This is a genomic window from Nonomuraea sp. NPDC050643 (genome assembly GCF_040654715.1).
Taxonomy (GTDB): Bacteria; Actinomycetota; Actinomycetes; order Streptosporangiales; family Streptosporangiaceae; genus Nonomuraea.
This window is the reverse complement of record NZ_JBFAIM010000035.1, coordinates 111,222-122,429: the sequence shown is the minus strand read 5'-3', so window position 1 is coordinate 122,429 and position 11,208 is coordinate 111,222. Positions and strand designations below refer to the sequence as shown.

The window sequence follows — 11,208 nt, the reverse complement described above, 5'->3', positions numbered from 1 at the left end:
CGGGTTCGCGCTCGCCGAGCGGGCGGCGCGGGAGCTGGCCGACTACTTCGACGAGCAGGTGCGCGCCCGCCGCGCCGCGCCGGGCGACGACCTCGTCTCGCTGCTGGCCACGACCCCCGAGCTGACCGGCGACGAGATCACCGCCACCTGCGTGCACCTGCTGACCGCGGGCCACGAGACGACCACCAACCTGCTGGGCAAGTCGGTGCTGCACCTGTCGGCCCGCCCGGACGTCGCCGAGGCGCTGCGCGCGTCACCGGCGCTCGTCCCCTCCGCCGTGGCGGAGCTGGTGCGGTTCGACCCGCCCGTGCAGATGATCACCCGGTGGGCCACCCGGACGCAGACGCTCGGGGACAGGGAGATCCCGGCCGGGGACAAGGTCGTCCTCGTGCTCGGGTCGGCCAACCGGGACCCCGCGCGGTTCACCGCACCGGACGAGATCGTGGTGGACCGGGACACCTCGCGGCAGTGCGGGTTCGGGATGGGCGTCCACTACTGCCTCGGCGCGCAACTCGCCAAGGCGGAGGCGGAGATCGCCCTGCCGCTGCTGCTCGACACGCTGCCCGGCTTCGGGGTGGGCGAGGTGCGGTACGCGCGGGACCTGGTGTTCCACGGCCCGGCCTCGCTCACCCTCACAGCGAAGGGTGGAACTGGCGCGCCAGCTCCACCCGCGAGGTGACGTCCAGCTTGCGGAACACCTTGCGCAGGTGGAAGGCCACCGTGTGGTGCGAGATGAACATCCGCCGCGCCACCTGCTGATTCGTCAGCCCGGTCGCGACGAGGCCGGCGACCTTGCGCTCGGTGTCGGTGAGCGCCGCCGCGCCGGTGCTCTCGCCGGTGCCCCGCTGCTGCCAGTGCCTGCGTACGACGCCCGCCGCGCGCAGCACACTGCGGATCCGGGCGGCGTCCGGCTCGGCCAGGACCTCCTGGTACAGGGCCACACTCCGCTCCAGCCACCGCACCGCGGACTCGCGATCGCTGTCGAGCAGCGCACGCCCGAGGTCCTCCGCCGCCGAAGCGCGCTCCCACGGGCCCGGGAAACCCTCGGCGGCGGCGGTCAGCGCGGCCGGGTCGCCGTCGAGCAGGCCGCGGGCGTGCGCGGCGGCGGCCGCCACGGCGCGAACCCCGGGGTTGGCCGCCGCCAGCACCTCGGCCGACGCCACGGCCGCGGCCGCCCAGTCGGGGCGGTCATCGGCCAGCGCGGCGCGTACCGTCCACGCCGCCGCGCCGGACGAGCCGATGAAGAGCTCCCGGCGCTGGTGCTCGCAGCACACCACCTTCTCCAGCACCGCGTGCGCGGCGCTCGGGTCGCCGTGCGCCCCGGCCAGGCGGGCCTCCACCCAGGCCAGCGGCAGCGAGGATCCCGACGCCGACTCGGCGCGGGCCCAGGTGACCAGCGGGTCCTCCTTCCGGACCTGGCTCGCGTCGCCGCGCACGACCACGGTCGTCAGGACGTACAGGGCCTCGTGCAGGTACAGGCGTGTGCCCGTGTCGCGGGCGATGCGCAGGCCCGCCATCGCCTCGGAGACCGCGTTCGCGGTACGGCCGGCGGCGAGCTCCACGCGGGCGCGCAGGATGCGCGGCACGGCGGCCAGCGCGTCGTCGACGTGGCCGGCGACCTCGTCGATCACGGCCGGCGCCCCGTCGAGGTCCTCCAGGTCCGTGAGCACCTCGGCGAGCGCGATCAGCGGGTGCCAGATCCAGCCGATGACGTGGCCGGCGTGCTCGTCGGTCACGGCCTTACGGCACATCGCGAGCGCCTCGGTGAGCCTGCCCTCGCGCCGGCTCCGCATGGCCGCCAGCACCGGGAAGTCGTCCTCGGCGGCGCCCCGGCACTCGGGCAGCGGCTGGTCGCGGCAGAGCACGGTGACGTGCGCCTGGTTTACGGCGAGGCTGTGGCGCAGCCCGGCGGGTGTCTCCGGGTCGGACAGGAGGAACTCGGCGACGCGGCCCGCGTCGAAATGCCTGCCCTCGAGGGTCAGCGCGGTGAACAGCCAGTACCGCAGCGCGGTCTTCGCGGCCTCGGGAAGCGATCCGGTGAGCGCGTCCTCGGCGAGCCGCACGGCCCGCGACACCGGGCCGGAACGGGCGCACGCCTCGACCGCGATCTCGGTCAGCGGCAGGCAGGCGTCGTGTCCCGGGGGCAGCAGCTCCAGCCCGCGCAGCGCCAGCTCGGCGGCGACGCGCGGCGCGGACCGCAGCGCCTCCCCGGCCGCGTCCCGCAGCAGGCCGATCGTGGGCTCGTCGCCGTACAACGCGCCGCGCGCGGCGTGGCGGGCCGAGTCGACGACCGAGCCTCCCCGCGCGACGACCATCGTGGCGGCCTGGCGGTGCAGCGCGCCGCGGACGGCGTCCGGCATGTCCTGCAGCAGCACGTGCCACAGCAGCGCGTTGCGGAACCGCATGCCCTGCTCGGCGCTCTCCAGCACCTCGGACCCGACCGCCTCGCGGAACGCGGGCAGCAGCGTGGCGAACGGCTGGTCGAGCATCTTCGCCAGGTCATCGGGCAGAAACGTCCGGCCGAGCACGGCGGCCACGTCGAGCACCTGCCGCGTCTCGTCGGACAGGCCGTCGAGGCCGCGGCGCAGCACCTCGGCGAGCCGGCGGGGCAGCTCCACGCCGCCGTGCGGCAGCGGCCCGAACGTCTCGCTCGCCATGAGCCCCGTGATCCGCGCGAGGTCCGGCTCGCCCTTCCGCATGCCCTCGTCGGTCACGGCGCCGACCAGCTCCACGACCGTCGCCGGGATGCCGCGGGCGCACCCGGCGAGCATGGCGAGATCGCTGTCGGGCGATGCGCCGAGCAGGTCCCCCACGAGCGCCGCGACCTCCTCGTCGGACAGCCGGGGCAGCTCGATCCGCACGGCCTCGGCATGTTCGTCCAGGTAGCCGCGCCACTGGTCCAGGTACGGCCGGTCGACGCCGGACCGCTGGGCGACCACGCACACCAGCGGCCGGTGCGCGGCCCGCGCCGCCAGCACCTCCAGCGTGCGGGCCGCGACCGCGTGGCTCCACTGCAGCCCGTCCACGGTGACGAGCACGGGGCCACGTGCGAGGCGCCCGTCGAGCATCGTCCCCAAGTCGCCCTCGCCGGGCGGCCGGCCACCCGTGAGCAGCGCGGCGAACGCGTCCGGGCGCAGCTCGTCGTCCGAGCCGACGCCGACGACGGTGAACCCCTTGTCCGCCGCCACGGCCCGCAGCTCGGCGAGCACGGTGGTCTTGCCGATGCCCGCCTTCCCGGCCACGGAGACGACCGCGCCGCGTCCCGTGCCGGCCGCCACGTCGAGCACGGCGGCGAGGCGCTGCCGCTCCCGAACCCGCCCCCGCACCACCCGCGGGGTTCGCAGCGCGAGCCCCCGCTGCCGCACCGCTGACGACGCGGCGGTCGTACGGGGATTCCGCAGCTCCACCATGCAGGCCAGCCCCCTCCGTCTGTCACTGCCTCGTGGTCGCCTCGCCGCGGTGCGGCGTGGCCGCGCATGTGCCGGCGCGTTCGCGCCCGCACGAATCGACTCCACGATAGGAAGACGCCGGTCACCCGCCTCGGTTCGGCCGAGGGGAATATGTAGAACTTCCCCTCGATCTTGACGAGGCGGGCCGGGGGAGCGGTGGTCAGCTCGGGATCGGGCTGCCCGCGCAGCCTCGGCCGATCCGGCCCGTCTCGAAGTACCGCACCACGTCGGCGGCGCACTCGGGCACCCGGGCGACCGACACGTGCACGTCGTCGGCGACCGTGTAGACGGTGCCGCCGACGGCGCGCCGCGTCTGCAGCGTCCAGTCGTAGACGGACATGAACTCGTGCAGGTGCCCCGCCAGCACCAGCGACCCGCTGCTCCGCTTCAACGTGGCCGGCTGCACCGGCAGCGGCCAGCCGGTGCACATGCCCCCGACTCCCCAGGCCCGGCCGGTCGCCGGGTTGCGCTGCACGAGCCGCTGGTAGTCACGCCAGGCGGTGTCGAAGCCGGTCCGGCTGCCGTCCTCGTTGCACTTGACCGCCCAGTTCATGGTCATGTTCAGCATCTCGGGCGCGCCGGGCACGGGCGCCCCCATCGGAGCGCCGAACAACTCCTTGACCGTGGGCGGGGCCGTGGTGCCCGCCGCCGTCCGCAGCTCGGCCAGCGCCTTGCCCGCCCGCGCCCACTCCGTCGAGTTGCGCCTGGCCAGATCGGAGACGGCCGAGCCGTCGATGGGCCGCTGCAGGTCGGTGAAGGTCTTGGGATCCTTGTCGTACGCGCGGACCAGCTTCGCCACCGTCTCGCGCACCTGCCGGGCGGTGGCGCCGAGACCGTAGACCTCATCGCGGCCGGCCAGCCAGGCGGCCATGCGCCCGAAGTCCCGCTCGGCCGCCTCCGCGCTCTCCTTCGTGTGCCGGTCGAGACGGGTCCACGGTGGCGCCACGCTGTCCAGGAAGGCCCGTCCGGTGCGCTCGGGGAACCGGCTGCGGTACACCATGCCCAGATAGGTGCCCCAGGAGAAGCCGAGCAGGTTGAACGTCCGCTCGCCCAGCGCGGTCCGTACCAGGTCGAGGTCGTTGGCCACGTTCTCGGTGGTGAGCTGCCCGAGGAAGGCGGGGTCGGAGCGTCCGCACCTCTGGTTGGCGGCGATCTGGGCGTCGTAGATCTTCCTGGCCGCCTCCTTGGTCAGCGTGCCCGGCTCCTGCGGGCCCATCGGCCCGGTGGGGCAGGCGACTTTGGTGCTGTAGCCCACTCCGCGCGGGTCGAAGCCGATGATGTCGTACCGCTCGTTGAGCCGGGCCATCTCCTCGTTCCTGAGCACCGTCCGCAGGATCGGGTCCAGGTATCCGCCGTTGCCCGGCCCGCCCGGCAGGATGGCGGTGGCGCCGAGCCGCTGGGCCTTGTCGGTGGCGGCCAGCCGGGTCAGCGCGATGTCGATCCTCCGCCCGCCGGGGGCGCGATGGTTCAGCGGGACGCTGACCGTCCCGCACTCCAGGCGCTTCATCAGCGTGCGGAAGAGCGGAATCTGCTCCTCCGTCACGCGCATGCTCCGGACCACCTCATCGGAGTAGTCCGGACAGGATTTCCACTGTACGGACGCCGCACCGGCGCCCGATCCGGGGTCCGTCATGGCGGTCGCGGGTCCTGGGACGCCGAACGCCAGCATCGCGGACACCACCCCGGCCAGGCCGGCCGATCTCCCACGCCTCATCACTGCGATCCTCTCGTTACGGGACTTCGAGAGTGATCACATCTACCGGCCGGCCCATATCGCCGGCCGATGGCCGGACCATATGCGTTCCATATCCAGGCGGCCCTGGCCGCGATTGTCCACCGTGCTGTCAGGGGGCTGCCAGACGATCATCGCTGATCCGCCTGGCCGCCGGCCCATCGCCATGGTGGCGGCGATGGGGCCGGTGTCGGCGCCCGCGGCGACGAGAAGCTGAACGTCACCTGCTTCCACTACGCGCCCGGCCCCGGCATGTACCAGGGGACGATCGGCGGCAACTCTCCCGAAAAGGTCACCCACATCCACAAGGCCGATCGGCGACGTCGCAGGCAGTTGACCGCCGAGCGGGCAGAGGGAGGACGTACCGTGCAGGATCTCCGGGGACAGACCGTCGTCGTGATCGGCGGCAGCGCGGGCATCGGGTTGGAGACGGCCCGCCACGCCAGGGACGAGGGTGCCGAGGTCGTCCTCACCGGCCGCGATCCCGACCGGCTCGAGCAGGCGGCGCTGGAGGTCGGCGCGCAGCGCGTGGAGGCCTTCGACGCGGGCGACACGGACGCCCTGAGCACGTTCTTCTCCGGTCTGCCCGCGCCCATCGACCACGTCATGATCACGGCCGGCCACCCGTCGTACAAGCCGCTGCTCGACATGGACGCCGACGAGATCCGCCAGGCCGTCAGTGACCACCTGGTGCTGGCCCTGGAGACGGCGCGGCACGCGGCCGGGCGGATGCGGCCCGGCGGCACGCTGCTGCTCATGGGCGGCACCGGCGGCCGCCGCGTCGGGCACGGCCTCGGGATCGCCTCCGCCGCGACCGCCGCGCTCCCGCCGTTCACGGCGGCCCTGGCGCTGGAGCTCGCGCCGGTCCGGGTCAACCTCATCGCCGCCGGGTTCGTCGACACCCCGCTGTCGGCGTCGCTGCTCGGCGACCGGCTGGAAAAGCGCCGCGAGGAGCTGCGGGCGACGCTGCCGATCGGCCGCACCGTCGGTCCCGCCGACGTCGCCGCGCTCGCCGTCCACATCATGAGCAACACGGCGCTCACCGGCGCGACGTACGACATCGACGGCGGGCAGCAGTTCGTGTGGTGAGCGAACGGGCGCCCTCGGCAGGGCCCGTCCCACGCCCATGACTCGCCCGAGATCGCGATCTCGCAAGGTGGTGCGCCCGCACAAGAGGCGGCGGGTTCGTGGAAGCGCCGCGCGGAGCGCCGAAGGCACGCTGGACGGTCTCGGTTCGTTCGCCGTCGGATCCGGAGGTGTCCTCGTGCAGGGTGTGGTGATCGTCGTGGTGGCGGTCTTCTTTCTCGGGATGGGAGTGTTCGGCCTGGTCGCGCCTGCCGCGCTGGTCAGGCCGTTTGGGATGATCGCCGACTCGGCCGAGGCGCGCAGCGAGGTCAGGGCGGTGTACGGCGGCTTCGGCGTGGCCGTCGGCGGGCTGTTGCTGGTGGCCGTGGCCGACCTGGGCGGGCTGCGTACGGGGGTGGCCGTCACCGTCGCCGTCTCCCTGCTGGGCATGGCCTGCGGGCGGCTGGTGGGACGGGCGGCCGAGCGGCCGGCGGCGTTCTATCCCGTCTGGTGCTACTTCTGGGTGGAGGTCGCCGCCGCGGGCGCGTTGCTGGCCGCTGTCACGTGAGGGCGCCGGGCGACGGGTCCAGACAGCGGATCGCCAGGCCCCGCGCGAGCAGGGCGCTGGGCGGCAGGCCGAACATCGCGTGGAACGCGGTGCTCAGGTGGGAGGGGCTGGCGAAGCCCCCGTCGGCCGCCGCCCGGGTGAGGTTGTGGCCCGCCGCCAGCGCCCGCGCGGCCCGGTGCATCTGCGTCCACAGCCGGTAACGGCGGTACGACGTGCCCGTGCCGTCCCTGAACAGCCGCAGGAACCGCGACTCCGACAGTCCCAGCTCCGCTGCCAGCAGCGCGGCCGGCAGCGGCTCGCCGGCGTCGATGAGCCGACCGGCCGCGGCCGTGATCCGCGGGTCGGCGGACGACGTCGTGGCGTGACCGGTGGCCCTGACGACCCAGGCGGTGACCTGCGGGACGGGCGTGTGCTCCGACAGCTCCGCCGCCGAGGCGAGGAGGGCGTCCTCGTGCCGGTGCCCGGCCAAAACGACCTCCTGACCGGTGGTGAAGCAGGTGCGGCAGGCCCGGTCGTCCGCCGAGCCGGGATCGAGGTAGAGGAACACCATGCGGTCGCCGGACGCGGTGAGCCGGTGGCGTACCCGGGGCGGGACGAGCGCGACGCGCGCCCGCACCTCGCCACCGGGCATCGGCCGGACGGTGAAGGGCGCGTCCACGCCCACGGCCAGGCACGCGACCGCGCCGGAGTGCGGCCCCAGCCGCAGGGACGGCCCCGCGTACAGGGCACGCCCCGGCCACAACCACACCGCCGCCATCACGGGCTCCAACAGGTCGATGGGGAATCGTGCCGGCGCCCGGTCAGCCGTTCTCCGGTCCGTAGTGGCGGACGAGTTCTTCCCCGTTGCTCTTGTGGTAGATGTGAGTCACGCTGCCGTACTGTCCGGCGCGTAAGGTCCTTCGGCGCCGGTTGTGCTCTTCGGACGCCCGGTTGGTGGTCACGGTGTAGCTCCAGCAGGCGTTGACGGTGATCTCCTCCAGTCGTGTGCCAAGGATCTCGAACCGATCCGGACAGGCCTCCGCGTAGTCCTCGTCCAGGTAATACCGGAAAACCTTGAGCGGGGATTCCGGGGCGATCGAGAGAACGTCCGCCTTGACATGGCAGTCCTCGAATTCGATGTTCCTCAGTGGATGTGGCGCACGAATGGCGATCTGAGGAGGGCCGACATACTCGGACTGCCGCAGTGCGAGGTCCTGCAGAACCGGGTGGGCGAACACCGAGTCGTTGAACACGACCCGCTGGACGTCCAGCGTCTTCAGGTTCGGACAGTGGGCCGCGAAGTCGACGGCCCGCAGATCGGCATGCAGGTGGCCGCCCTGCCTGGGGCGGATCTTCAGGATGCGGAGCAGTTCTCCGTGCTCGGTGAGGTGGCGTGCCAGCCGCTCGCACGCGGGCGCGTCAAGGTCGGTGGCGTGGAGGCTGATCGCTCCAGGTTCGATGCCGGCAACGGTGTCGAGAAGCGAGATGTTGCTCGGCGATATACGGCGGCTGATGAGCTTCGGGGTCGTCATTCACCCATGATTCCGCATCGAAGCCGGGCTGCCGTGCTCAGGAAACGGCCCCGAGCCGGTAACGGGCGTTGTTGCTCCCGCAGCAGAACGAGTAGTCGCGGGTCTCGTCCCCGCTCAGGAGAATCTCGCCGATGTGGTCGTCGAAATCGGCGGTGTCCTCCTCCCAGAGAGTGAGGTACTCGTTGGCGGGCACGCACTTGTCGACCTCGACCCGCTGCCCCGCGGCCATCGACACGTAGGCGGCGGTTACCGCAGCTTGCCGGAACCCCGATTGAACGCGACACCGTCGTCATTCGGCCGTCGGCTCGGCTTCACCGCACGTCGCACCCGCTGTCCGGGACGTGTCCGGCCGCGGGCGGCCCTGTCGTGGCGTCGGGTCAGCCGTCCCGGGGCAGCGGATGCGTACGTTCCCCGCCGGGCTCGTCCTTGGCCTCCGCCGCCGGGCCCTCGCCGCCCTGGCCGTTCTCGTCGTCATCGAGGTAGGCCTCCGGCACCTCGGGCGGGACCGGGACGAGCTCCTTGCGGGTCACGAACGTGTCGAGCAGCGAGAGCAGCATGGCCACCACCGGCACCGCCAGCAGCGCGCCCACCGCCCCGAAGAGCTGCGCCCCCAGGATCACACCCGCGAACGCGACGCCCGGATGCATGTTCACCGCCCGCCCGCTGATGCGCGGCTCCAGCGTCAGGTTCTCCACCTGCTGGTACAGGATCGCCCAGGCCAGCGCCGCCACCCCGATCCAGGGCTGGGGCGAGACCAGGCCCACGACGGTGGGCAGCGCGATCGCGATGTACGTGCCGATCGTGGGCACGAACTGGGCCACGATGCCCGTCCACACGGCCAGGGCCAGCCACGAGGGCATGCCGATCAGCAGGAACACGATGGCCGAGGTGGTGCCGTTGATCGTGGCCAGGATGAGCCGGGCGGAGACGTAGCCGCCGGTCTTGACCAGCGACACGTCCCACACGGTGAGGAAGACCTGCTGGACGCGGCCGGGCAGGAGCTGGGCGAGCCAGCGCCGCAGCCGGGGGCCGTCGGCCGAGAAGTAGAAGGTCAGCAGCAGCAGGGCGAAGGTGTTGAACACCGCCGCGGTGATCGTGCCGAGCAGGCCGAGTACGCCGCCGACCAGGTCCTGGGCATAGGTGGCGGCCTGTTGGGGGGTCAGGTTGATGGAGCTGAGGATGGTGGAGATGTCGTACTTCGTACCGAACCTGGCGTTGATCCAGTCGATGGCACCGGTGACCACCTCGGGCAACGCTCGAACCAGTAACGCGGCCTGCTCGATGAACAGGTTGCCGAACAGGAAGAGGAAGATCCCCGTGAGGACGGCGATCCCGATCATCACGAGGACGGCCGCGGCGCCGCGGCGCATGTGCTGGGCCAGCCGGCCCACCGCGGGCTCCATCGCCAGCGACAGGAACCAGGCCATCACCACGATGACGACCAGCGAACCCGCGTCCGTCAGGATGAAGCGGATGAGGTAGACCACGACGACGACGGCGACGATGACGAACCCGACCCGCCACACGTTGAAGGCGGACAGGACCACCTGGACCGGGCGGGCCGCCTCGGGGCGGGACTCCCGGGGCTCGATCGGCTTGCTCATGGCACTCTCCTGACCGAACCGCGCGGCGATATGCCTCACCAGTATCTCCCTCTCCGCCCGGCCATGATCGAACCGCCCCGGGCGTGGTTCGCCCGCGACGGGCGCCCCTGTCGATCTCATGACGGCCCGTCCGGTGTTCCGGCCTCGCCGGCCAGGCGGCGGAGGTAGGCCGCGAGCCGCGTGGTGTCCTGGGTGTCCCAGGTGCTCGTGAGGCGGGCGAAGACCTCTTCCTGATAGGCATGGGCGCCGGTCAGGATCTCCGTACCGGCCGGGGTGATGGTGAGCGTCGCCCGCCTGCCGTCCTGCTCGGATGAGGCGCGGACGACACAGCCGTGCCTGACGGCCTCGCTGATCATGCGGCTGGCGCCGGATCGGTCGAGCCCGAGCTCGTGGGCGACGTCGGTGACCGACACCTCGCCGAGCCTTGACGAGGCGGCGTCGATGGCCTCCAGCACCAGGATGTCCTGGACGCGGCTCATGTCGCCGGTGACCTCGTCGGCGGCGGCCATCACCCAGCGGCGCGACCAGAAGCGCACCAGCCGGAACAAGGCCGTGCCCGCTCCGGCGAGGTGCGCCCGGTCCGGAGCGGGGACGGCCTCGGCGACGGGTGCGTGCTGGTCGTGCGGTTCGGGGATCATCGTGTACGGCTCCAAGTTTGCGTGCGTTTCGCAAGCATCTTAACGTGTGCGAAACGCACGCCCACGGAGGCAGGTCATGTCCCCTCACGCCGGAGGCGGGCGGCTGCCGGGCCGCCCGCCTCCTCAGCGGTGGATGGTCAGGGCACGGGTCAGCAGTCGATCCGGATGCTGCTGGCCTGGTTGCGGTGGTGGGAGTGCAGGTTGACGCCCTGCCCGTTGTTGACGATCGAGGTCATGTAGTCGTTGCCGTAGTAGTCGCTGTAGAGGTGGATCGTTCCGCCCCCTCTGTTGCGGACCGACTCGATGTTGTTGTCGAGCCAATGTCCGCTGAGGTTGAAGGGGAAGCCGCCGACGCTGCAGTGAGGCGCGTCCCATCTGCTGCCGCCACCGTTGGTTCCCGTCCAGAAGCAGCCGTAGCCGCTCGGGCAGTCGCCGAAGGCCAGCAGGCCGGCGCCGCCGGCCGAGCCGGCGGCCGACGACGGGGCCGCCAGGCCCAGCACCGCGAAGGTCATCGCGGCGAACGTGATCAGGATCTTTCGCATGTGTCCCCTCGTTTCGGATGGCATTGCTGCGATCTCCGTTCAGGCCGGCACTCTCGATCCCGCGGCTGAACACCAGCCCCCGTTGTGGTCCCTGGACCG

Annotated in this window: 11 protein-coding genes; 3 read left to right on the top strand and 8 right to left on the bottom strand. The window is 72.3% G+C overall.

Annotated features, from left to right (window positions below; translation table 11 throughout):
• A partial coding sequence (locus AB0I15_RS37440) for a cytochrome P450 (protein ID WP_358106483.1) occupies positions 1-679 on the top strand: 679 nt, incomplete at its 5' end.
• Here the strand turns inward: AB0I15_RS37440 and AB0I15_RS37435 are convergent.
• Both AB0I15_RS37435 and AB0I15_RS37430 read right to left on the bottom strand, forming a co-directional pair.
• Complete coding sequence (locus AB0I15_RS37435; RefSeq protein ID WP_358106480.1) at positions 633-3,410, bottom strand: LuxR C-terminal-related transcriptional regulator; 2,778 nt, start codon at positions 3,408-3,410, stop codon at positions 633-635. The two genes, AB0I15_RS37440 and AB0I15_RS37435, sit on opposite strands and share 47 nt — an antisense overlap.
• Before the next feature lie 199 nt (positions 3,411-3,609).
• Entirely contained in the window at positions 3,610-5,163 is a 1,554-nt protein-coding gene (locus tag AB0I15_RS37430; RefSeq protein ID WP_358106477.1) for an alpha/beta hydrolase, read from the bottom strand.
• A gap of 384 nt (positions 5,164-5,547) precedes the next feature.
• Here AB0I15_RS37430 and AB0I15_RS37425 point away from each other — a divergent pair, with 384 nt between their 5' ends.
• A complete protein-coding gene (locus AB0I15_RS37425) occupies positions 5,548-6,270 on the top strand; it encodes an SDR family oxidoreductase (RefSeq protein WP_358106474.1) in 723 nt (240 codons plus the stop codon).
• A gap of 175 nt (positions 6,271-6,445) precedes the next feature.
• On the top strand, positions 6,446-6,814 hold the full coding sequence (locus AB0I15_RS37420) for a DUF4345 family protein (protein WP_358106471.1): 369 nt from the start codon (positions 6,446-6,448) through the stop codon (positions 6,812-6,814).
• Here AB0I15_RS37420 and AB0I15_RS37415 read toward each other — a convergent pair.
• From AB0I15_RS37415 to AB0I15_RS37390, 6 genes are all read right to left on the bottom strand, one after another.
• Positions 6,807-7,571, bottom strand: a complete 765-nt coding sequence (locus tag AB0I15_RS37415; protein ID WP_358106468.1) for an AraC family transcriptional regulator — start codon at positions 7,569-7,571, stop codon at positions 6,807-6,809. The genes AB0I15_RS37420 and AB0I15_RS37415 overlap by 8 nt on opposite strands.
• A 43-nt stretch (positions 7,572-7,614) precedes the next feature.
• Entirely contained in the window at positions 7,615-8,325 is a 711-nt protein-coding gene (locus AB0I15_RS37410; RefSeq protein ID WP_358106465.1) for a hypothetical protein, read from the bottom strand.
• 37 nt (positions 8,326-8,362) lie between these two features.
• Positions 8,363-8,560 (bottom strand): hypothetical protein, encoded by a 198-nt coding sequence (locus AB0I15_RS37405; protein WP_358106462.1) that lies wholly within the window; start codon positions 8,558-8,560, stop codon positions 8,363-8,365.
• Between the two features lie 142 nt (positions 8,561-8,702).
• Positions 8,703-9,929, bottom strand: a complete 1,227-nt coding sequence (locus AB0I15_RS37400) for an AI-2E family transporter (RefSeq protein WP_358106459.1) — start codon at positions 9,927-9,929, stop codon at positions 8,703-8,705.
• Between the two features lie 116 nt (positions 9,930-10,045).
• Complete coding sequence (locus AB0I15_RS37395) at positions 10,046-10,567, bottom strand: MarR family winged helix-turn-helix transcriptional regulator (RefSeq protein ID WP_358106456.1); 522 nt, start codon at positions 10,565-10,567, stop codon at positions 10,046-10,048.
• A 149-nt stretch (positions 10,568-10,716) separates the two neighbouring features.
• On the bottom strand, positions 10,717-11,109 hold the full coding sequence (locus AB0I15_RS37390) for a peptidase inhibitor family I36 protein (RefSeq protein WP_358106453.1): 393 nt from the start codon (positions 11,107-11,109) through the stop codon (positions 10,717-10,719).
• Positions 11,110-11,208: the final 99 nt, after the last annotated feature.

Bases quoted from the DNA above. Each gene is read 5' to 3' on its own strand.
- AB0I15_RS37390 (WP_358106453.1), bottom strand. From the start codon at position 11,109: ATGCGAAAGATCCTGATCACGTTCGCCGCGATGACCTTCGCGGTGCTG.
- AB0I15_RS37435 (WP_358106480.1), bottom strand. From the start codon at position 3,410: ATGGTGGAGCTGCGGAATCCCCGTACGACCGCCGCGTCGTCAGCGGTG.
- AB0I15_RS37415 (WP_358106468.1), bottom strand. From the start codon at position 7,571: ATGGCGGCGGTGTGGTTGTGGCCGGGGCGTGCCCTGTACGCGGGGCCG.
- AB0I15_RS37400 (WP_358106459.1), bottom strand. From the start codon at position 9,929: ATGAGCAAGCCGATCGAGCCCCGGGAGTCCCGCCCCGAGGCGGCCCGC.
- AB0I15_RS37395 (WP_358106456.1), bottom strand. From the start codon at position 10,567: ATGATCCCCGAACCGCACGACCAGCACGCACCCGTCGCCGAGGCCGTC.
- AB0I15_RS37410 (WP_358106465.1), bottom strand. From the start codon at position 8,325: ATGACGACCCCGAAGCTCATCAGCCGCCGTATATCGCCGAGCAACATC.
- AB0I15_RS37430 (WP_358106477.1), bottom strand. From the start codon at position 5,163: ATGAGGCGTGGGAGATCGGCCGGCCTGGCCGGGGTGGTGTCCGCGATG.